This is a genomic window from Leifsonia sp. HAY1-4F, from assembly GCF_056755275.1.
Window position 1 is genome coordinate 1 of the sequence record NZ_JBNDHX010000067.1, and the last position, 21,107, is coordinate 21,107.

At 69.6% G+C, this 21,107-nt stretch carries 22 protein-coding genes and 1 pseudogene; 6 read left to right on the plus strand and 17 right to left on the minus strand.

The genetic code is table 11. The features are described from left to right. Window positions 1-37 precede the first annotated feature (37 nt). From dapF to dapA, 13 genes and pseudogenes are all read right to left on the minus strand, one after another. Window positions 38-838: pseudogene (gene dapF, locus ACPYOG_RS13045) on the minus strand (diaminopimelate epimerase); the annotation flags it as partial. A gap of 10 nt (window positions 839-848) precedes the next feature. Then, on the minus strand, window positions 849-1,802 hold the full coding sequence (miaA, locus tag ACPYOG_RS13050; RefSeq protein ID WP_481294640.1) for a tRNA (adenosine(37)-N6)-dimethylallyltransferase MiaA: 954 nt from the start codon (window positions 1,800-1,802) through the stop codon (window positions 849-851). Between the two features lie 11 nt (window positions 1,803-1,813). Next, the gene (miaB, locus tag ACPYOG_RS13055; RefSeq protein ID WP_481294623.1) at window positions 1,814-3,421 is read right to left on the minus strand and encodes a tRNA (N6-isopentenyl adenosine(37)-C2)-methylthiotransferase MiaB; all 1,608 of its coding nucleotides are present in this window, start codon (window positions 3,419-3,421) and stop codon (window positions 1,814-1,816) included. A gap of 24 nt (window positions 3,422-3,445) precedes the next feature. Then, window positions 3,446-4,333, minus strand: a complete 888-nt coding sequence (locus ACPYOG_RS13060; protein WP_481294624.1) for a regulatory protein RecX — start codon at window positions 4,331-4,333, stop codon at window positions 3,446-3,448. Between the two features lie 31 nt (window positions 4,334-4,364). Next, window positions 4,365-5,438, minus strand: coding sequence for a recombinase RecA (recA, locus tag ACPYOG_RS13065; RefSeq protein ID WP_090037422.1), 1,074 nt, complete (start codon window positions 5,436-5,438; stop codon window positions 4,365-4,367). A 170-nt stretch (window positions 5,439-5,608) separates the two neighbouring features. Beyond that, a complete protein-coding gene (locus ACPYOG_RS13070) occupies window positions 5,609-5,833 on the minus strand; it encodes a DUF3046 domain-containing protein (protein ID WP_090037424.1) in 225 nt (74 codons plus the stop codon). Window positions 5,834-5,913: 80 nt separating this feature from the next. Continuing rightward, entirely contained in the window at window positions 5,914-6,225 is a 312-nt protein-coding gene (locus ACPYOG_RS13075; protein WP_090037427.1) for a helix-turn-helix domain-containing protein, read from the minus strand. A gap of 156 nt (window positions 6,226-6,381) precedes the next feature. Then, window positions 6,382-6,888, minus strand: coding sequence for a CinA family protein (locus ACPYOG_RS13080; RefSeq protein ID WP_481294625.1), 507 nt, complete (start codon window positions 6,886-6,888; stop codon window positions 6,382-6,384). Next, window positions 6,875-7,498: a CDP-diacylglycerol--glycerol-3-phosphate 3-phosphatidyltransferase gene (gene pgsA, locus ACPYOG_RS13085; protein WP_481294626.1), complete on the minus strand. Its 624-nt coding sequence runs from the start codon at window positions 7,496-7,498 to the stop codon at window positions 6,875-6,877. The genes ACPYOG_RS13080 and pgsA overlap by 14 nt, the downstream gene beginning before the upstream one ends. Window positions 7,499-7,507: 9 nt before the next feature. Further along, complete coding sequence (locus ACPYOG_RS13090; RefSeq protein ID WP_481294627.1) at window positions 7,508-10,333, minus strand: FtsK/SpoIIIE family DNA translocase; 2,826 nt, start codon at window positions 10,331-10,333, stop codon at window positions 7,508-7,510. A 70-nt stretch (window positions 10,334-10,403) separates the two neighbouring features. After that, complete coding sequence (locus ACPYOG_RS13095) at window positions 10,404-10,895, minus strand: N-acetyltransferase family protein (protein ID WP_481294628.1); 492 nt, start codon at window positions 10,893-10,895, stop codon at window positions 10,404-10,406. 65 nt (window positions 10,896-10,960) lie between these two features. Next, window positions 10,961-12,637: a ribonuclease J gene (locus ACPYOG_RS13100; protein WP_481294629.1), complete on the minus strand. Its 1,677-nt coding sequence runs from the start codon at window positions 12,635-12,637 to the stop codon at window positions 10,961-10,963. Window positions 12,638-12,741: 104 nt separating this feature from the next. Then, window positions 12,742-13,719, minus strand: coding sequence for a 4-hydroxy-tetrahydrodipicolinate synthase (gene dapA / locus ACPYOG_RS13105; protein ID WP_481294630.1), 978 nt, complete (start codon window positions 13,717-13,719; stop codon window positions 12,742-12,744). A gap of 79 nt (window positions 13,720-13,798) precedes the next feature. On the opposite strand from dapA, the gene ACPYOG_RS13110 reads away from it, so the two are divergent. The 4 genes from ACPYOG_RS13110 (at window position 13,799) to ACPYOG_RS13125 (ending at window position 16,235) form a co-directional block, all read left to right on the plus strand. Next, complete coding sequence (locus ACPYOG_RS13110; RefSeq protein WP_481294631.1) at window positions 13,799-14,239, plus strand: TlpA family protein disulfide reductase; 441 nt, start codon at window positions 13,799-13,801, stop codon at window positions 14,237-14,239. Beyond that, on the plus strand, window positions 14,226-14,738 hold the full coding sequence (locus tag ACPYOG_RS13115; RefSeq protein WP_481294632.1) for a DUF4395 domain-containing protein: 513 nt from the start codon (window positions 14,226-14,228) through the stop codon (window positions 14,736-14,738). The genes ACPYOG_RS13110 and ACPYOG_RS13115 overlap by 14 nt, the downstream gene beginning before the upstream one ends. 158 nt (window positions 14,739-14,896) lie before the next feature. Next, window positions 14,897-15,322: an OsmC family peroxiredoxin gene (locus tag ACPYOG_RS13120; protein ID WP_481294633.1), complete on the plus strand. Its 426-nt coding sequence runs from the start codon at window positions 14,897-14,899 to the stop codon at window positions 15,320-15,322. Between the two features lie 16 nt (window positions 15,323-15,338). Next, a complete protein-coding gene (locus ACPYOG_RS13125) occupies window positions 15,339-16,235 on the plus strand; it encodes a TIGR01777 family oxidoreductase (protein WP_481294634.1) in 897 nt (298 codons plus the stop codon). On the opposite strand, the gene ACPYOG_RS13130 is transcribed toward ACPYOG_RS13125, so the two are convergent. Together ACPYOG_RS13130 and dapB are read right to left on the minus strand one after the other, a co-directional pair. After that, window positions 16,232-16,696, minus strand: coding sequence for a hypothetical protein (locus ACPYOG_RS13130; RefSeq protein WP_481294635.1), 465 nt, complete (start codon window positions 16,694-16,696; stop codon window positions 16,232-16,234). The genes ACPYOG_RS13125 and ACPYOG_RS13130 overlap by 4 nt on opposite strands. A gap of 91 nt (window positions 16,697-16,787) precedes the next feature. Continuing rightward, window positions 16,788-17,594, minus strand: coding sequence for a 4-hydroxy-tetrahydrodipicolinate reductase (dapB, locus tag ACPYOG_RS13135; RefSeq protein ID WP_481294636.1), 807 nt, complete (start codon window positions 17,592-17,594; stop codon window positions 16,788-16,790). A 68-nt stretch (window positions 17,595-17,662) separates the two neighbouring features. Between dapB and ACPYOG_RS13140 the strand changes: the two genes are divergently transcribed. After that, complete coding sequence (locus tag ACPYOG_RS13140; protein ID WP_481294637.1) at window positions 17,663-18,157, plus strand: GNAT family N-acetyltransferase; 495 nt, start codon at window positions 17,663-17,665, stop codon at window positions 18,155-18,157. Between the two features lie 57 nt (window positions 18,158-18,214). On the opposite strand, the gene ACPYOG_RS13145 is transcribed toward ACPYOG_RS13140, so the two are convergent. Continuing rightward, complete coding sequence (locus ACPYOG_RS13145) at window positions 18,215-18,817, minus strand: histidine phosphatase family protein (RefSeq protein WP_481294638.1); 603 nt, start codon at window positions 18,815-18,817, stop codon at window positions 18,215-18,217. Window positions 18,818-18,856: 39 nt separating this feature from the next. Further along, on the minus strand, window positions 18,857-20,224 hold the full coding sequence (locus ACPYOG_RS13150) for a M16 family metallopeptidase (protein WP_481294639.1): 1,368 nt from the start codon (window positions 20,222-20,224) through the stop codon (window positions 18,857-18,859). A gap of 182 nt (window positions 20,225-20,406) precedes the next feature. Here ACPYOG_RS13150 and ACPYOG_RS13155 point away from each other — a divergent pair, with 182 nt between their 5' ends. Continuing rightward, the gene (locus ACPYOG_RS13155; RefSeq protein ID WP_090037470.1) at window positions 20,407-20,991 is read left to right on the plus strand and encodes a TetR/AcrR family transcriptional regulator; all 585 of its coding nucleotides are present in this window, start codon (window positions 20,407-20,409) and stop codon (window positions 20,989-20,991) included. Window positions 20,992-21,107: the final 116 nt, after the last annotated feature.

Below are 21,107 nucleotides of genomic sequence, written 5' to 3' on the forward strand. Positions count from 1 at the left end.
TCCGTCGTCGGCAGCGTCAGATGTGTATAAGAGACAGGAACATACGGACGCCGACGGTCCCGCCGGGGACGTCGACGCGCCAGTTGTTCGGCGCCGCCTCTCCGGCCCAATAACGGACGGCGAGGGCTGCGGCGGCCGCTCCAGTGCCACAGGAGAGGGTCTCGCCGCTGCCGCGCTCATGCACGCGCATGCGGATCCGGCCGACGCCGTCCTTCACCAGTGGATCGAGCGGCACCACGAACTCCACGTTGGCGCCGTGCTCCGGGACGGGATCCAGGTGCGGGATGTACGAGAGGTCGGCGGCCTCCAGCTCGGATTCGTCGGCGAGGGCGACCACCACGTGCGGGTTCCCCATGTCGATGCCGAGGCCCGGTCGCGCGACGGGCAGCTCCTTCGCCCGCACCAGCGGCTCGCCGCCGGCGAGGTCCCAGCGGCCCAGGTCGACCTGGAAGCCGTTCGTGCTGCGTTGCACATCGCGCACCCCAGACCGGGTGCCGATGGCGAGCGTCGCGCCCTCGTCCAGCTCCGCGAGTCCGGTCTCGAGCAGATAGCGGACGTAGACGCGGATACCGTTGCCGCACATCTCGGCGGGTGAGCCGTCGGCGTTGGAGTAGTCCATGAACCAGGTGGCGCCGTCATCCTCCGCCAGCGCCGCCTCCCCTTCGGGCAGGTGCTCGGAGCGGATCGCGCGGATGACGCCGTCGGCCCCGACGCCGAAGTGCCGGTCGCAGATCTCGGCGATCTGGGCCGGCGTGAGCGGCAGGCGTCCCTCCGGGTCGGAATACAGCACGAAATCGTTGCCCGTGCCCTGACCCTTGGTGAAATGGATGGTCGCCATGCGTCCCAGCCTAGCGATCCTCCGCGGGAACTCCGTCGACGCCCAGGCCGTCGACGAGCGCGAGCGCCGCATCCGCCAGATCGGGGGCGTCGTAGTCCAGCCACTGGATGCGGGGGTAGCGCTTGAACCAGCTGACCTGGCGCCGCGCGTAGCGGCGGGTCAGCTGCTGGGTCTGCGCGATCGCCTCGGCGCGGGTGAGTTCGCCGCGGAGCTCGGCCAGCGCCTGCGCGTAGCCGATGGCGCGGCGGGCGGTGACGCCGCGGTCGAGGCCGTGCGGGATCAGGTCGGTCACTTCATCCAGGAGCCCGTCGGCCCACATCCGCTCGACCCGGGCGTCGAGCCGGGCAACGAGCTCGTCGCGGGGAGCGGCGAGGCCGACGATGGCGGTGCGCTCATGCCAGAGCGGTGCCTCGTCCGGGAGTGTGCCGCTCACCGCTGTCCCCGTGAGTTCGGCGACTTCGAGCGCGCGGACGATGCGGCGGCCGTTGCGCGAGCCGATCCGCGCAGCGGCCCCCGGGTCGAGCTCCGCGAGACGCTGGAACAGCATCCCGGGTCCGTGCTCCGTGAGCTCCGCCTCGAGCCGGGCGCGGAGCTCGGGGTCGGTTCCGGGGAAGCGCAGGTCGAAGAGCACGCTCGAGACGTACAACCCGGAACCGCCGACGAGGATGGGCACCGCGCCTCGCTCCAGGATGTCACGGATCGTGGACCGCGCTTGGGGCTGATAGGCGGCGACGGTGGCCTCGTCGGTGACGTCGAGCACGTCGAAGAGGTGGTGCGGGATGCCGCGCCACTGGTCGGACGGCAGCTTGGCCGTTCCGATGTCCATGCCGCGGTAGAGCTGCATCGCGTCCGCGTTGACGATCTCGGCCGGCTGCCCAGCGGCGAGGAGGCGTTCGGCGAAAGCGAGGGACAGGTCGGTCTTGCCGGTCCCTGTCGGGCCGACGATGGCGACGAGGGGCCGAATGGATGTCTCGCTCAGCGCTGCCCGTCCGTCGGGTCGTAGATCGGCATCGTGCCGACGCCCGGCGACGTGAGCGGTTCGCGGACACGCAGGCTCGGCAGGCCGAGCGAGACGCGACCGGACGATGCGCCGGCCTCCGAACCGTGCGCAGGGACCGCACAGGACTCGGCCTCCGCGCGATCCCACGCGTCGCCCGCGCGCGTCCGGCGGATGCGCAGCGGAGAACCGTCGGTCGCATCGGCGATGAGGTGATGCGGCGCCGCCTGGGTCACGCGGACGGTGACGACATCGCCGGGGCGCGGCGTCGCCGAGCCGGCCGGCACGTCGAAATGAACGAGGCGGCTGTCGCGTGCGCGTCCGCTGAGCCGGTGGGTGTCGGCGTCCTTGCGTCCTTCGCCGTTGGCGACGAGGAGCTCGACTTCGCGACCGATCAGCTTCTGGTTCTCTTCCCAGGAGATGCGCTCCTGCAGCGCGGCCAGGCGCTCGTAGCGGTCCTGCACGATCTCCTTGGGCACCTGCTCCGCCATGGTGGCGGCCGGCGTGCCCGGTCGGATCGAGTACTGGAACGTGAACGCGGAGGCGAACCGTGCGGCCTCGACGACCCGCATCGTCTCCAGGAAGTCCTCTTCGGTCTCGCCCGGGAAGCCGACGATGATGTCCGTACTGATGGCGGCGTCGGGCATCGAGGCGCGCACGCGGTCGAGGATCCCGAGGAACTTCTCCGAGCGGTAGGACCGCCGCATCGAGCGCAGGATGCGGTCGGAGCCGGACTGGAGCGGCATATGCAGCTGCGGCATCACGTTGGGCGTCTCCGCCATCGCGTCGATGACATCATCCGTGAATGCGGCGGGATGCGGACTGGTGAAGCGGATCCGCTCCAGGCCGTCGATCTGCCCGGCCGCCCGCAGCAGCTTGCTGAAGGCCTGACGGTCTCCGAACTCGACGCCGTACGAGTTGACGTTCTGGCCGAGGAGGGTCACCTCGATCGCGCCGTCGTCAACGAGCGCCTGGATCTCGGCGAGGATGTCGCCCGGCCTCCGGTCCTTCTCCTTGCCTCGGAGGGACGGCACGATGCAGAACGTGCAGGTGTTGTTGCAGCCCACCGAGATGGAGACCCAGCCGGAGTAGGAGGAATCTCGCTTGGTCGGGAGCGTCGAGGGGAACGTCTCGAGCGATTCGAGGATCTCGATCTCCGCTGCGTCATTGTGACGGGCGCGCTCGAGAAGACTCGGAAGCGAGCCCATGTTGTGGGTGCCGAACACGACATCCACCCAGGGCGCCTTCTCGAGGATGACGTTCTTGTCCTTCTGTGCAAGGCACCCGCCGACCGCGATCTGCATGCCCTCGTGGTGCCTCTTGACGCCCGCGAGGTGTCCGAGGTTGCCGTACAGCTTGTTGTCCGCGTTCTCGCGTACGGCGCACGTGTTGATGACGACGATGTCCGCTTCTTCCCCATCGGCCGCGACGTAGCCGGCTGCTTCGAGGGAACCGCTGAGTCGCTCGGAGTCGTGGACGTTCATCTGGCAGCCGAACGTGCGCACCTCGTACGTCCGCGCCCGGCCGTCCGGGCGGACCGCCGCCTCCGAGGGCTCGATGACGCTGCGTTGTTCCAGGATGCTCATGATGGCGACAAGTCTACGCAGCCGTCACTGGAAGCGGACGCCCGAGCCGCCGCGGGAACGTCGGCCGGTGAAGGCGGCCTCCATCGCCTGACGGACGACCTCGGACGCGTATCCCTTGCGGGCGAGGAACGCGTGCAGCCGCCGGCGCGCCGTCTCGTCGTCGTAGTTCTCGAGCTGGCCGATCCGCTTCGTGGCGAGTTCGATCGCCCGTTCCAGCTCATCGTCCTGGCCGATGTCGGCCAGGGCCAGCCCGATCAGCTCCGGGTCGATGTGGCGACGCTTCAACTCCTGCTCGATCGCCGAACGCCCCAGGCCCTTGCGGCTGTGCTGCGTGAACGCAAGCGTCGTCGCCAGGGAGGCATCGTCGATCACACCCAACGTCTCGAGCCGGTCGAGCTCCGGACCGTAGACCTCCTCCGGGATCTCGCGACGGATCAGCACCTGTTCCAGCTCCCACCGCGACATCCCCCGCCGTGCGAGCTGCCGGATGGCGACACCGGACGTCTTGCGCGTCTGGCGCGCCGTCTCCTCGTCCTCCTCAGCGGCAGCTTCTGCCGTTAGCGAACTGGGTCCACCACCCCAGGTGTTGTTCCACCCGCCGTCGGACACCGTGGAGTCACGTTGCGTGCTCTCACTCGGCCGGCCGACCCGTGGCTCGCCGCCGCCCGGCTCTGCGGAACGCAGTCCGACGACCGGACGAGCGACCTTCCCCCGCGACGGATGGTCGTCGCCGGCACTCCGGCCAGGAGCGGGTCGCCGGAGCGGAGTCACCGGGGCGAGACGCTCCTGCGCGTCGCTGGACGACCCATCGCTCGACAGCCCATCGCTCGACGACCCATCGCTCGACGACCCACCGCTCGACGACCCACCGCTCGCGTCGCCCTCAGACGACGACGGAAACTTCACCACCACGAGGATCTCCTTCGGGAGGCGACGGACACGCTCAAGCGCCCTTGCGCGCCTGCAGCTTCTCTTCGATCGACCCGACGTTCGACGGCGCTTCCACCACCGCGTTCGGGTCGGCGACGATGCCCAGCTTGATCTTGATCTTCTGCTCGATCTCTGCCGCGACGTCCGGGTTCGCGATCAGGAAGTTGCGCGAGTTCTCCTTGCCCTGGCCGAGCTGGTCGCCCTCGTAGGTGTACCAGGCGCCCGACTTCTTGACGAGACCGTGCTCGACACCGAAGTCGAGCAGGCTGCCCTCACGCGAGATACCGACACCGTAGAGGATGTCGAACTCGGCCTGCTTGAAGGGCGGAGCCATCTTGTTCTTGACGACCTTGACGCGGGTCCGGTTGCCGACCGCTTCAGTGCCGTCCTTCAGGGTCTCGATGCGCCGGATGTCGAGGCGGACCGAGGCGTAGAACTTGAGCGCCTTACCACCGGCCGTCGTCTCCGGGCTACCGAAGAACACGCCGATCTTCTCGCGCAGCTGGTTGATGAAGATCATCGTGGTGTTGGTCTGGCTGAGACCGCCGGTGAGCTTGCGGAGCGCCTGCGACATCAGTCGGGCCTGGAGGCCGACGTGCGAGTCGCCCATCTCGCCCTCGATCTCGGCGCGCGGCACGAGGGCCGCCACGGAGTCGATGACGATGAGGTCGATGGACCCCGAACGCACCAGCATGTCGGCGATCTCGAGCGCCTGCTCACCGGTGTCGGGCTGTGACACCAAGAGCGCGTCGATGTCGACGCCGAGCTTGCGGGCGTACTCCGGGTCGAGCGCGTGCTCGGCGTCGATGAAGGCGGCGATGCCGCCTGCGCGCTGCGCGTTGGCGATCGCATGGAGCGTCAGCGTGGTCTTACCCGACGACTCCGGGCCGTAGATCTCGATGATGCGGCCGCGCGGGAGACCGCCGATGCCGAGTGCGACGTCGAGTGCGATCGATCCGGTGGGAACGACCTCGACCGGTGCGCGCTCATCGCTGCCCAGTCGCATGACCGAGCCTTTTCCGAACTGGCGGTCGATCTGCGCAAGGGCGGTCTCTAGCGCCTTCTCGCGGTCTGCGGGTGATGGCATTGCGGTTCTCCTTCGTGGCTTCGCTACGGTTCGACTCTAGGAGTGACGTCCGACACTCGAAGCGAGGGACGTGCGATCTGTGGACAACCGGTTTTCGACTGCCGTTGTGAAGAAGTGTAGCCAGATCCGAACATATCTTCGAGAGGTTCGGATCGGCGTGTCGCAAGCCCTCAGCGCTTGGGCGCGGGCTTTCCCGCCCCGTACCAATGCGAGGCCGGCACCCCGGCCTCCTTGCACAGGGCCAGCCAGACCTCGCGCGGCGCACGGCCGGCGGCGAGGGCCTCCGCGGCTGTCCGGCCACCGAGCTCGCCGAGCACGAGATCGGTGAGGAGCGCCTGGCCATAGGAGCGGCCGAACTCGTCCGACACGGCTCTCTGGAACTCGCTGAGCTTCATGGGTCCTTACTTCAGAAGAGTGGAGGGAGGGAAAACGAAGGACGCCCCGCAGTCGCGGGGCGTCCTCCCAGGCGTTCTGATCAGCGCGCGACCAGATCCGAGCCCATCGCCGTGACGAACTCGTCCGGAACGGTATCCGGAATCACCGGCTCGAGACCCTCGAGCACGGCGATCCGATCACCGACCTCGCGCATGATGACGGAGACCGGGGTCTCCAGCGCGTCGGCCACCGAGGCGAGGATCTCACTCGACGCCTCCTTCTGACCGCGCTCGACCTCGCTGAGATAGCCCAGCGCGACGCTCGCCTTACTGGCGACCTGGCGGAGCGTGCGACCCTTTTGCAGGCGGAAGTCCCTGAGCACGTCGCCGATTTCCTGACGTACAAGAATCATTCGGAGCCTCCCTCTCTTACCCTGCCGACGTATCGATGGGATACGAATGTACCGCATCCTCTGTTCCACGATATCGAGGGCTACTGGGCTTTTCTTGTGAATGCAGCAGGTGTAACGAGCCGGAAACGCCCCGTATTCCCGCGGTAATACGGGTATTTACACAATCGTTATGCCAAGCTCGAAGGCCAGCGCGCCGATGGCCTCGGCGACCGTCCGGCGGCGGATCTCTTCGCGGTCCCCGGACAGGTCCAGCGCGATCGAACGCGCCCCCGCCGCCGTTGCGATCCCGAGGTAGACGGTGCCCACCGGCTGCCCACCTTGCGGGTCGGGCCCAGCGACCCCGGTCGTGGCCACGCCGAGATCCGCCGGACGCCCATCCACCGCGAGCCGCTCCCGCACGCCGGCTGCGAGCTGGCACGCGACCTCGGGATGCACAGGCCCCTCGGCGGCGAGCAGCGCGGCATCCACGCCGAGGAGCGAGTGCTTGAGCTCGGTGGCGTAGACGACGGCTCCCCCGAGCACCACAGCGGACGCGCCGGGCACGCTCGTCAGCTCAGCGGTCAGCATCCCTCCGGTCAATGACTCCGCCACAGCGATGGTGAGGCGTCGGTCGATCAGCGCGCGGACCACCCGGACCGTGCCGTCCCGCTCAGCCGACGGCACGCTTCGCCCTCCGCCCCTTCCAGGCCTGCCAGAGGTAGTCGATGCCCGTCCACACCGTCAGGACGACGGCCGCCGTCATGACGATGCCGTTCACCCAGAAGACCCAGTCCCCCAGAATCGTCCACAGCGGCGCGAGCGCCAGCGAGATGGCGACGGACTGGACGATGGTCTTGATCTTGCCTCCGCGCGAGGCCGCGATGACGCCCTGGCGGATGACGACGAAGCGGTAGACGGTGATGCCGACCTCGCGCACGAGGATGACGACCGTGACCCACCACGGCAGCTCGCCGAGCAGCGACAGGGCGATGAGCGCACCCCCGGTCAGCACCTTGTCGGCGATCGGGTCGAGGAGTTTGCCGAGATCGGTGACCATTCCGTTGCGGCGGGCGAGCGCCCCATCCACACCGTCCGTCGCGATCGCCAGGATGAACAGCACGGTCGCAGCCCAGCGCAACCACCCGTCGTGGCCGCCATCGGCGAGCAGCATCCAGAAGAACAGTGGAGCCAGAAGGATGCGCACGATCGTGATCGCGTTGGGCAGGTTCCAGTTGCTCACGCGGTCTGCTCCGCCGTCCGCCGCTGCGGGCGGAGGCGTGTCGGGCACCGACATCGCGGTCTTCTACTCTCTGCCGGTCAACTGCCAGGCGTCGTCGTCCGAGTCCCCGTCGACCTCAGGATAACCCGCGGTCATCTCGGCGACGGGGTCGACGCCGTACCGGTCCTCCTCCGCGCCGGCGGCCGGCTCGACCGGGCGCTGCGCGAGCGGCGCCGCCTGGGGCGCACCACCGGGCGGCTCCTCGCCTCGCAGCCGGGCGATGACCTGCGGGAGCTGCTCGGCCGTGACCAGCACGTCGCGGGCCTTCGATCCCTCGGACGGCCCGACGATCTCGCGCGACTCCAGCAGGTCCATGAGGCGGCCGGCCTTGGCGAAGCCCACCCGCAGCTTGCGCTGCAGCATCGACGTGGAACCGAACTGGGAGGAGACGACCAGCTCTGCCGCCGCGAGCAGCAGTTCGAGGTCGTCGCCGATGTCGGAATCGATCTGCTTGCGCTCCGCACCGACGGTGACATCCTGCCGGTACTCCGGCCGCGCCTGACGCGTGACGTGCTCGACCACCTTCTGGATCTCGGCCTCGTTCACCCACGCACCCTGCACGCGGATCGCCTTGGATGCGCCCATCGGCAGGAAGAGCCCGTCGCCCTGGCCGATGAGCTTGTCCGCACCCGGCTGGTCGAGGATGACCCGCGAGTCGGTGACGCTGGTGACCGCGAACGCGAGGCGGGACGGCACGTTCGCCTTGATGAGGCCGGTGACGACGTCGACCGACGGCCGCTGCGTCGCGAGGACCAGGTGGATGCCGGACGCACGCGCAAGCTGCGTGATGCGGACGATCGAGTCCTCGACATCGCGCGGAGCGACCATCATCAGGTCGGCGAGCTCATCGACGACCACGAGGAGGTAGGGGTACGGCTTGAGCTTCCGCTCGCTGCCCGCCGGCAGCACGATCTCGTCGTTGACCACGGCGCGGTTGAAGTCGTCGATGTGGCGGAAGCCGAAGCTCGCCAGGTCGTCGTACCGCATGTCCATCTCCTTCACGACCCACTGCAGCGCTTCCGCCGCCTTCTTCGGGTTCGTGATGATGGGGGTGATGAGGTGCGGGACGCCGCCGTAGATCGTCAGCTCGACCCGCTTGGGGTCGATGAGCACCATCCGCACCTCGGAGGGCTTGGCGCGCATCAGGAGGCTCGTGATCATCGAGTTGACGAAGCTGGACTTTCCGGAGCCGGTGGAGCCGGCGACCAGGAGGTGCGGCATCTTCGCCAGGTTCGCCACGACATAGCCGCCGCCGACGTCCTTGCCGACGCCGATCGTCATCGGGTGGACGCTCTTGGTCGCGGCCGGCGAGCGCAGGACGTCGCCGAGCGACACGATCTCGCGGTCGCTGTTGGGGATCTCTACGCCGATAGCGCTCTTGCCCGGGATGGGCGACAGGATGCGCACCTCGTTGCTCGCCACCGCGTACGAGAGGTTCTTGCTGAGGGCGGTGACGCGCTCCACCTTGACGCCCGGACCGAGCTCGATCTCGTACTGCGTGACGGTCGGGCCGCGCGAGTAGCCGGTGACCTTCGCGTCCACCCCGAACTGCGTCAGCACCTCGGTGATGGCCGCGACGATCTCGTCGTTCGCGCCCGAGCGGGTCTTCGCGGGCGTCCCGGCCGAGAGCATGGACGCCGATGGCAGGTTGTAGGGGGCCGTCGGCTGCGGCAGAGCCGGCGGTGCGGCGTCCTCGTCGAAGTCCTCGGCGCCCGCCTGGAATCCCGGAAGCACCGCGGCAGCGCCGGGAAGGGCGCCAGCGCCGGGAAGGCCTGCTGCACCGGGAAGCGGCGCCACGGCGGTGGGCGGCTGCTCTCCCGTGAACCGCTGCAGCGCGTCCTCCGCGTGCGCGAGCTCGCTCAGCACCTCGGTGTTGTAGTGATCGCTCGTCGGATCGGGCTCGAGGGCCGTCGCGAACTCGCCCTTGCCCCGCTCGCCCTTCCCGAAGACCTCCGTGAGTCCGTCCACCGGCTCCGCGTCGTACTCGGGGTCCTCCTCGCGCTGCGACTTGTTGCGCCGCCACCACGGGAGGTTGCCCTCGGGTTCTGGCTCGTCGTCGACACCGTCGAGCTCGACCTGCTTGGTGCGAGCCTCTTTGCCGCTCTTCGCCTCGTGGCGCTCGTCCTCCGTCGGGAGCTGGGCCCCGAACAGGTAGGCGTACAGCTCGCGGATGCGCGCCGGCAGCTTGTTCGGCGGCGTCTTCGTGATGATGAACAGGCTCAGGATGAGCAGGACGATGACGACGGCGCCCCCGCCATACGGCGTGATCACCAGCGAGAGCGGCGCCGAGACCAGCCAGCCGAGCACGCCGCCCGCCTGAGCCAGCGCCGCCATGCCGTCGCTGGGCGAGGGATGCGGGCTGAACAGGTGGCAGAGGCCGGACACCATGAGGAGCAGGATGCTGAGGCCGATCCCGATCCTCGTGTTGTCGTCGACGGAACTGGGATGCCGGAACAGCCAGGCGGCGAACAGCACCATCACCACGGGCAGGGCGAAGGCGACGCGGCCGAACAGGCCGCCGAAGGTCCACGCGTCGAGCATGCGGGCGACCTGGTCGTTGATCAGGAACCACTCCACGACGGCGCCGGCGATCGCGAGCAGGACGAGGAAGAAGGGGAAGCCGTCGCGCCGCTCCTCCTTGCTGAGCTTCTCGGGCCCGAGCGCGCGGAAGGCGGCGCCCGTGAGGTGCGCCAGGCCCATCCACGCACGGAGGAGAGGGCTCGACCCCGCGTCGGCTGCCGGGTAGGCGACCGTCTTCTGCTGGGCGGTCTTCGCTGCCGGCTTGCGCGCGGTCGACCCGCCGCGACCGGAGTTCCGGGCGCGAGAATTCGACTTGGTGCTCGTGGCCATGGAGTCCACGCTACGGCGTACCCCCGTCATCCCGGGGTTCCCGCGCCTGGATTGTGGAAAATCCGCTCCGTCAGCGGACGGTGCGCACCATCGTGTCGGCGCTCTCTCCGACTGCGACGGGGACGTAGCCCTCGCTCGTGTAGAGGCGCTGTGCGAAGTTCGTCCGCTCGACGCTGAGGCTCAGCCGTGCGTACCCGTGCGCCGACGCGGCGAGGGAGAGCTCACGCAGCAACGCCCGTCCGGCGCCCTGCGCCCGCCACTGCCGGTAGACGCCGAGGGTGAGCTCCGGCACGCCGACCGCCACGAACCCGGATCCCGGGTCGTTCGCCGGGAACAGCCGCGCCCAGCACGCGCCGACCGCGACACCGTTGGCGTCCTCGGCGACGCAGCCGAAATCGCCCGGGCGCTTCCAGCCCGCGATATAACGTCCGAAGGCAGGGTCTTCGAGGACGTTCACCCGGGAGCGGGTCCTTTCCGCGTTCCCGTTGACCGCCTCCACGAGCATGTCCGCGAGCACGCGGGCATCCTCGCCGGTGGCGGGTCGGATGCGGAACGCTCTCATGCGGGAACGCTACCGGCCCCCGCGTTTCCGCGGGGTAACGATCCCTGTCGCCATGGCGGAGTCGCCTACGCCTCGATGACGAGCGGGACGATCATCGGCCGGCGCCGGTAGCTCGTGTTCACCCAGCGGCCGACGGTGCGCCGCACCACCTGCGAGAGGGCGTGCGAGTCACGGACGCCGTTGTGCGCGGCCTCGGACAGCGCCGCGGCGATCTTCGGCTTGACGTCGTCGAACACCGCGTCGTCCTCGGCGAAGCCCCGGGCGTGCACCTCGGGTCCTGTGACAATGCGGCCGGTCGCCGCCTCCACGACGACGATGATCGAGATGAAGCCCTCCTCGCCGAGGATGCGGCGGTCCTTCAGGTCGGCGTCGGTGATCTCTCCGACACTGGCGCCGTCGACGTATACGAAGCCGAGGTCGAGCTGCCCGACGACGCGGGCGATGCCGTCGCGCAGGTCGATGACCGAGCCGTCCTCGGCGAGGATCGTGTTCTCCTCCGGTACGCCGGTGTCCATCGCCAGGCGTGCGTTCGCGACCAGGTGGCGGTACTCGCCGTGCACCGGCATCACGTTCTTCGGCTTCAGGATGTTGTAGCAGTAGAGCAGTTCGCCGGCGGCGGCGTGGCCGGAGACATGCACCTTGGCATTGCCCTTGTGGACGACGTTCGCTCCGAGCTTCGTGAGCCCGTCGATGACCCGGTAGACCGCGTTCTCGTTGCCCGGGATGAGACTCGACGCGAGGATCACGGTGTCGCCGTGCCCGACCTCGATCTGGTGGTCGAGGTTCGCCATGCGCGCGAGCACCGCCATCGGCTCGCCCTGCGAGCCGGTCGACATGTAGACGATCTCGTCGTCGGGCAGGTCGGCCGCCTTCTTGTAGTCGATGAGCACGCCTTCCGGCACCTTCAGGTAGCCGAGCTCGGCGGCGATCGTCATGTTCCGGACCATCGAGCGGCCGAGCAGCGCGACGCGCCGGCCATTGGAGGCGGCGGCGTCGAGCACCTGCTGGACGCGGTGGACGTGGCTGGAGAAGCTCGCCACGATGACCCGCCGCGGCGCCCGCGCGATCACGGCGTCGAGCACGGGGCCGATGGACCGCTCCAGCGGGGTGAACCCGGGGACGTCGGCGTTGGTGGAGTCGGCCAGGAAGAGGTCGACGCCCCTCTCGCCGAGGCGTGCGAAGGCACGGAGATCGGTGATCCGGTCGTCCAGCGGCAGCTGGTCCATCTTGAAGTCGCCGGTGTGCAGCACCACGCCGGCCGGCGTGGTGATCGCGACCGCGAGCGCGTCGGGGATCGAATGGTTGACGGCGACGAACTCCAGCGAGAACGGCCCCAGCTGCTCTACCTGCCCCTCCTTCACCGTGAGGGAGTAGGGCTGGATGCGGTGCTCCTTGAGCTTGGCCTCTACGAGCGCCAGCGTCAGACCCGATCCGATGAGCGGGATGTCGCGACGGAGCTTGAGGAGATACGGCACCGCGCCGATGTGGTCCTCGTGACCGTGGGTCAGGACGACGCCGACGACGTCGTCCAGCCGGTCGCGCACCGGTGCGAAGTCGGGCAGGATCAAGTCGACGCCCGGCTGGTCCTGCTCGGGGAAGAGCACGCCGCAGTCGACGATGAGGAGCTTCCCCTCGTACTCGAAGACGGTCATGTTGCGGCCGATCTCGCCGAGACCCCCGGTCGGGATGACGCGGAGTGTTCCTGGGGCGAGCGCCGGAGGCGCGGCGACGGGGTTGGGCATGGGCCCTCCTGATTTCTGTGTTCGGTATGCCTGTGTGGGGTGCGGGGCTTCACGCACCCGCGGCAGAGTTCTGTGTCAGCGCTCGTCGGCCGCCTGGGCGACCGTCAGCGCGTGGTCCCGGCGATCTTCGGGAGCGCTCCGCCGGCGGCCGCGTTGCGGTCGGGGCGGAAGTTGGAGAAGTCGACTCCGGGGATGTCCTTCACGAGGTCGAGCTCGTCCTCGATCTGCGCGGCCTCCCACTCCTCCGGCCCGACGAGCGGCAGGCGCACGCGCGGGCTGGAGATGCGGCCGAGTCCGTGGAGGATGTACTTCGTGGCCACTGTACCGGGCACATGCGTCATGACGGCACGCACCAGCGGTTCGAGCTTGCGGTGGGCAGCGGTCGCGGTGGCCAGGTCGCCGGCGTTCACCGCATCGACCATCTGCCGGTACGGCGTCGCCGCGATGTTGGCCGTCACGCCGATGAGACCGCTCGCACCGATGGAGAGGTGCGGCAGGACGTTCGCGTCGTCGCCGCAGAAGTAGAGCAGATCGGTCTGGTTCAGGACGCGGCTGACCTCGCTGAAGTCGCCCTTCGCATCCTTGATCGCGAGCACGTTCGGGTGCTTGGCGATGCGCAGGATGGTCTCGTACTTGATGGGCACGCCTGTGCGGCCGGGGATGTCGTAGAGGATCACCGGAAGGTCGGTCGAGTCCGCGATCATCCGGAAATGGGTCAGGATGCCCGCCTGGGTGGGCTTGTTGTAATACGGGGTGACGACCATGACGCCGTCCGCCCCCGCCTTCTGGCTCTGCTGGTAGAGCTGGATGGCGTGCGCCGTCTCGTTCGAACCGCCGCCGGTGATGATCTTGGCGCGCTCGCCGGCGACCGCCTTGCCGACCTCGACCAGCCGCAGCTTCTCGTGGTCGGTGAGGGTGGAGGTCTCGCCCGTCGTGCCGGTGACGACGATTCCGTCGGCTCCGGCCTGGATGACGTCGTCGATGTGCTTTTCGACCGCAGCCCAGTCCACTTCGCCATCGGCGGTGAAAGGAGTGACCAGGGCGACGAGGACCTGGCCGAAGGGGTTCGCGGAAGCAGCCATGGCACCAGGGTATCGGGTCCATGTCACGAGAGGTCACAATCTCTGCACTGTGGAGAACCCGGGCGTAACGTCCCGTCCTGTGAACGGATTGCTCGCGCTCGGTATCCTGCTGGCGCTCGTCGCCGCCGCGACGGCGGCCGGGCTCGTCTGGCGCGCCACCACGGGCCGCGCCAGGACCACCCGCTCCGGCCAGGTGGTGCAGGCAGCGGAAGTGGGCGCGGAGGCGCTCGGCGATCGTGCCACTCTCCTGCAGTTCTCCACCGAGTTCTGCGCGCCCTGCCGGTCCACGGCGCGCGTGCTCGACGCCGCTGCGCACGACGTCGACGGCGTCCGCCATCTGGATGTCGACCTCACCCACCGACCGGACCTCGCCAGCCGCTTCGGCGTGCTCCAGACACCGACGACGCTCGTCCTCGACGCCGCCGGCGCCGTGCGCGCGCGCATCGGCGGGGCCGCACGACCGGACGATGTCCGGACCACCCTCGACCGCATCCTCGGGAGCGACCATGTCTCAGCCTGACCCGAAGCCCGAACCCACGGCGAACCCCCGCAACGGCGGTGGCACACCCGGGGGCATCGACCCGCGATCGCCCCGCTTCGGAGCGGGAATCACCGCTGTCCTCCTCCTGATCGACCTGTTCCTCGCGCTCGTCGGCGCGGCGACAGGGGCGTTCGCGCTCCTCCTGGTCATCGCGCTCCTCTTCGCGTGGGGCGCCTTCGCGGGCGTCCGGCGGCATCCGTACGGCGTGCTCTACCGTCGCCTGGTGCGGCCTCGCCTCTCGCCGCCGACCGAGCTGGAGGACCCGGCGCCGCCGACCTTCGCGCAGGCGGTCGGGCTCATCGTGACAGCGCTCGGGCTGCTGCTCGCGCTCGTCGGCGTCCCCTTCGCGGTGCCCGTGGCAGCGGGGCTGGCCTTCGTCGCAGCCTTCCTCAACTCGGTGTTCGGATACTGCATCGGCTGCCAGCTCTACCTGCTTCTCGTGCGTGCTCGCCTGATCCGGCGCGGCGCGGCAGCCTGAACGCGGCAACTTGAACACCCCGGCCGGAATACTGCAGCCCGGATTCCTGGGGCATCAGCCGAGAATCCGCCGAGCGCCCGATGCCGCTGTCGGACCCCGTCACTAGGGTGGATCACGCCCGTCCGCATCCGGCGGCGGCATCTCTCGAGGAGGCCTTCATGGCAGTGACCAGCGAATCCACCACCGTCTGGAGCGGCGACCTGAAGAGCGGTTCCGGCCGGGTCACGCTCGACTCGTCCCGCGCGGCCGACCTGACGGTGAACTGGAAGGCGCGCTCCGAAGGCGGCGCCGAGGTCACCACTCCGGAGGAGCTCCTGGGCGCGGCGCACGCTGCCTGCTTCTCGATGGCGTTCTCGAACATCCTCACGCAGTTCGGGACGACGCCGGACAGCATCCAGACGACCGCCGCCGTCACCTTCGACCCGGCCCAGGGCATCACCGGGAGCCGCCTGCGCGTCAACGCGACCGTCCCCGGGCTGTCGGAGGAGGACTTCCAGCGACTCGCCGAGGAGGCCAAGAGCACGTGCCCGGTGTCGCGGGCGCTGGTCGGCATCCCGATCACGCTGGAAGCCACGCTCGCCTGATCGCGGCGGGCTTCCGATGCGGGTACTGCTGGCAGGTTCCTCCGGCTTCATCGGCGGTGAACTGCGCGCTCAGCTCGCAGCGGCCGGTCACGAGACGCGCCGGCTGGTGCGGCGGGAGCCGGCTGACGCTGAGGAGTTCCGCTGGGCCCCGGAGAAGCGCGTCGTCGACGGCGACGTGTTCGAGTGGGCGGATGCCGTCGTCGATCTGGCGGGTGCGTCGCTGCAGCGGCTGCCCTGGACGCGTGCGACCAAGCGCCGCATCCTGTCGTCGCGTCTGGAGGCGACCGGGACGCTGACCGAGGCGATGCGCCGGGCAGTGAATGCGCCGGCTGTCCTCGTGAATGCGTCGGCCGTGGGGTTCTACGGCGACCGCCCGGGACAGGAACTGACGGAGACGGCTCAGCCGGGACGCGGGTTCCTCACCGAGGTCGTGCAGGCGTGGGAGGCGGCCGCCCGCCTCGCCCCCGCCTCCACGCGGGTGGTGCTCGCGCGCACGGGCGTCGTCATCGGCCGGGGTGGGGCCCTAGCGCCGCTCCTCCCGCTCGCGAAGGCGGGCCTCGCCGGGCCCATCGGAGGAGGTCGTCAGCACTGGCCGTGGGTGAGCATCCACGATGAGGCCGCGGCCCTCGTGCACCTGCTCACGTCGCACCTCGAGGGACCGGTCAATATCGCGGGTCCCACGCCCGCTACCGCCGGCGAGGTCGTCCGGGCCCTCGCGCGGGCCGTGCGGAGACCGTATCTGGTCCCCCTCCCCCGCTTCGCGATCGAGCTCGCACTGCAAGAAGCCGGGCGGGAGCTGCTGCTCGCCGACCAGTTGGTCGTCCCGCGGGCGCTGCTCGACGATGGATTCGTCTTTCGCGACACCACGATCGAGGATGCGATGGACAGGCTGATGGAGGTGCGGGCCGTCTAACGCGCGGGCAGCTCGCCCTTCGCCTCGACCCGTTCCAGCCGGATCGCCCGGCGGAGGGCGTCGCGCGCCCGGCGGCGGTCCCCCGAGGCGTCATACGCGAGCCCCAGGCGGAACCAGGCACGCCAGCTCTCGGGGTCGGCCTCGACCTCGGCCTGGTACTGCGGGAACTGCTCGTCCGCGGCGTCGCGCAGCGGACGGCCGCTCGCCCGGGTGGGGAGGTCTTCGACGGGGAGCCCGCCCTCCGCATCCAGGCGACGCACCAGGCGTTCGGTGTGCACCCCGAAGAGCAGTTCCCGTGCGATCGCCCACGCGCCGATGATCGGCAGCACGATCAGCGCCACGCCCATGGCGATGCCCACGGCCTGGCCCGACGCGACCAGGAGCACTGCCCGCTGCGTGATCAGCACCAGATACACGAGCAGGACGAGCGCCATGAGGATGGCGGTGAGCCTGCCCCTCATCGCAGCCGCCCGACCGTCGTCGTACGAGCCGCGAGCGTCGTAGAAGTCACGGGAGTAACGGGAGTAACGGGAGTAACGGCCATCGCGGGCATCACGGGACCAGCTCGGTACCATCGTGACCCGCGTCGCGCACGACCGGGCGCGGCGGCTCACCGCTCGGCTCGGGGACGCCGAGATCGATGAGCTTGTCGAGCCCGACGGTCACCCCGGTGGCCGACGCCGCTGCCCGCAGCGCCACGAGGATCCCCGTTTCGTATGCCTCCGCCCCGACCGTGTCGTGCCGGATGGTCAGCTGCTCCCCGGCGCCGCCGAAGATCACCTGCTGCTGAGCGATGACCCCGCGCATCCGGAGGCTGTGGATGGGCACGCTCGCCACCTGCTGCCCGCGGGCGCGCTGGTCGGAGTGCGGCGCCTCCACCGGTCCCTTCCGGGCGCGCGCGGCGGCGATCAACTCTGCAGTGCGGACGGCGGTCCCCGACGGAGAGTCGATCTTTCCGGCGCCGTGCGCCTCCACGATCTCGATCGAGTCGAAGAAGCGGGCGGCGGCGGTCGCGAACGCGGTGCCGAGCGCCGAGCCGAGGGAGAAGTTCGGGATGACGACGGCGCCCTGGCCCTCGTATTGCGCTACGCGTCGCTCCAGGTCGAGGATCCGGTCGGCGGACCAGCCGGAGGTCCCCACGAGCACGTTCAGGCCGTGATCGACCGCGAACGCGACGATGGCCGGGCTGACCTGCGGGAGGGTCATATCCACCAGGACATCGGCGCCGAGCATGTCCTCGAGCGGCGAGCGCGAGCCCAGCTCCGCGACCAGCTCGAGGTCGTCGGCCTGCTCGATGAGGCGCACCGCCACGCTTCCCAGTTTTCCGGTCGCTCCGGCGACAGCCACGCGAATGCTCACCCGCCCAGCCTACCTGCGCGCTCGACAGGCTCCTGAAGGTCCGGCGCAGGCGGGGATACGCTGGGTCGATGGTCTCCTTCGCAGACGTCGCCGTCACCGACGCGACCGCCCACCGGATGCTCTCCGACTACTTCGCGGAACGTGCCGGGAGCTTTCCGGCCGCGCAGGGCGCGTACCGGACGACGTTCCCCGATCCGGGGCAGTTCGTCGCGCCCGACGGCGTCTTCCTGCTCGCCTACGACGACGGCGCCGCGGTCGGCTGCGGCGGCATCCGCGAGCTGCCCGTCCCGCTGTCGGACGCAGAAGAGGCCGCACCGGTGGTGCGCTACGAGGTCAAGCATCTGTGGGTCGTGCCGGAGCGGCGCGGGAGCGGCCTCGGGCGCGCGATCCTCGCCGAGCTGGAGCACCGCGCCCGGGGCTTCGGCGCCACGGAGCTCGTGCTCGACACGAACGCGAGCCTCGAAGCAGCGGGCGCCCTCTACCGCTCTCACGGCTACGAGCCCATCCAGCCCTACAACGACAACCCGAACGCGACCGACTGGTTCCGCAAGCCCCTCGCCTGACCCCACGGGCCGGTCCCGCTATCGCGTGAGGAAGTGCTGGCGTGTGCGGCGGGCAGGTCAGACGGGCTGGAGTTCCGGCAGGCCGGTACGCAGCTCCACCGGGAGGTGCCCGAGATCGTTGTGGACGACGAGCACCGGCGGCTTCGCGGAGCGGACACGGATGATGGTCAGGCCGCAGTTCGCCTGGTTCAGACCCAGCCAGCGCCAGTCGGGAGCGTCGAAGACGTGCCGGACGAACCATCCGATCACGAAGTTGTGGGTGACGAGCAGGTCGTGCCGGTCGCCCAGGGCCGGGGTCAGGAACTCGTGGACCGCGTCCTCCATCTGCGCCCGCCCCGCCTCGATCTCCGCCTCGGTCACCGGGCCGAAGAACGACTCGAACGCCTTCGGCATGTCCGGCGTCGGCCCCGACGGGATGCAGTCGAACAGCAGGCTCGACGGCTGCGGCACGAGGGCCGGCATCCGCTCGGCCATGATCGCCGCGGTCTCGGCCGCACGATTCAGCGGCGAGTGGTACATCGAGGTGAACGGGATGCCGCTCAACCGCTCGGCGATCAGCTGCGCCTGTCGCTTTCCGCGCGGCGAGAGCGGGCCGTCCGGCATTCCGTGCTGGGCATCCTGCTGCTCGCCGTGACGCACGAGGTAGAGGTAGTGGGGCACGAGGAAGGACCTTTCAGGATGGAGCGGGAAGGAGGCGGATCAGGAAGCGAGGCCGGCGAACACGTCGTCGGTCAGGCTCCCCACCGCGGCGACGGAGACCGGCCGGCCCGCCAGGTCGGCGGCGAGGTCGCGCACGTCGTCGACGGTGACGAGGTGGAGGCGGCGGAGGCTCTCGTCGAGGTCGGCGAACTCGCCGAGGGTGATCTCGGCACGGCCGAGCCGGGACATGCGCGTGTCCGAGTCCTCCAGCGCGAGGGCGGCGCCTCCGGAGAGCTGCCCGACGGCACGGCGGAGCTCGTCCGCCGTCACGCCGTCGGAGGCGAGCCGGCGCAGCTCGTCGAGCATCAGCTCGGTGACCTGTCGCGCTTTGGCGGGAGCGCATCCGGCGTAGAGGCCGAACACGCCGGCGTCCGAGTACGAGCCGGAGAACGAATAGACGGCGTACGCCAGGCCGCGGCGCTCCCGGACCTCCTGGAACAACCGGCTCGACATCCCGCCACCGAGGACGGAGTTGAGCACGCTTATCGCCGTGCGGCGCTCATCCGTGGCGAGGATGCCGGGCATCCCGACGAACACGTTGGCCTGCTCGGTCGGTCGCTCCACCGTGACGATCGCGCTGCGCCGCTCGATCGTCGCCGGGACGGCCAGGCGCCGCGGAACCGGCGCTGCCGCGTGGTCGAGGTCCCAGCCGGCGGAGGTCAGCGCGCGTTCGACACCCGCGACGAGGAGGTCGTGATCGACCGCTCCGGCCGCGGTGACGACCAGGTCCTGCGGGCGGTAGTTGGCGCGGTAATGCGCCCAGACGCCGTCACGGGTGGCGGCGCGGATCGTGTCCGGGCGCCCGCCGATGGGCCGGCCGAGAGGGTGGTCGCCGAGCACGGCCTGGAACATCCGCTCGTTGGCCACATCGCCCGGGTCGTCCTCGGCCATGGAGAGCTCTTCGAGGATGACGCCCCGCTCGTTCTCGAACTCGGCGGGGTCGAGCACCGAGGAGGTGAGCATGTCGCCGATGACTTCGACCGCCATCGCGAGGTCGCGATCCTGGACTTTGGCGTAGTAACAGGTGTATTCCTTGGCGGTCATGGCGTTGTGCTCGCCGCCGACCGAGTCGAACGATACGGCGATGTCGAGCGCCGTACGCGTTCGCGTGCCCTTGAAGAGGAGGTGCTCGAGGAAATGGGTGGATCCGAGCGTGCCTGCGTGGTCGGCGAGGCCCGGCAGGGCTTCGCTCTCGTCGCGCGAGCCGACGGCGACCCAGTAGCCGAGGGTGGCGCTGCGCGCGCCCGGGACCTGTTCGCTCAGGATGCGCACGCCGCTCGGCAGAACCGTGCGACGGACCAGCGCATCCCCCGAGGCCGCGAACGTGAGGTCGGCCAAACCGAGCGGAAGGTCGACTGCGCTGTTCATCCCCTCCACCCTACGCCAGGGCACTTGTAACCCTTGTCTGGGAAATTGAGGACAGACAGAGTCTTCTGTCTATGGCTATACTGAGACCAGCCACCGGGTCCGGTATCCCCTGCGCCGGACTCCGGTGGCCCCTGAACCACTATCGGAGGCTCGCGCCTCCTCGTCAGAAGGAGTCGTGCGAGATGGTCGTAAGTGCCCGAGCGACCATCCGGCCGCCCGCACCGTCGAAGATCAAGATCCTGGCGACGGCAGACGAGCTCTTCTACCAGGAGGGCATCCACACGGTCGGCGTCGACCGCATCATCGCAGGTGCCCGCGTCACCAAGGCCACCTTCTACAAGCACTACCGCTCGAAGGACCTCCTCATCATCGCGTATGTCGAGGGCCGAGACCGCCAGGTGCGCGAGTGGTTCGCCGAACAGGAGGCGAAGCACTCCGACCCGCGGGACATCGCCCGTGAGCTCGTCGACTCGATCAACGAGGAAGCAGTGCAGCCCGGCTTCCACGGCGACCCGTTCATCAACGCGGCCGCCCAGTTCTCGGACGAGACCGACCCCGTCCGCGTCGCCGTCACGGCGCACCGCGACTGGTATGCGGACCACATCGAGGAGTTGTTCCGCCGGATGGGACACCCCCGGCCCGGCGACGCGGCGGACGACCTCATCCTCGCCCGCGACGGTGCGCTCGCGGGCGGCTACGTCGGCGACCCGATCGCCGCCGGCGCCGCCCTGCACCGCGCGCTCACCCGCATCTTCGCCGAGCTGTAAGCCGCCGGGCGCCCTCCCGCGCCTGTCTCTTATACACATCTCCGAGCCCACGAGACACTCGCTAATCTGGTGGGTTGGCTTCTTGTTTGGGGAGGGGGGGGGGGGGGGGGGGGGGG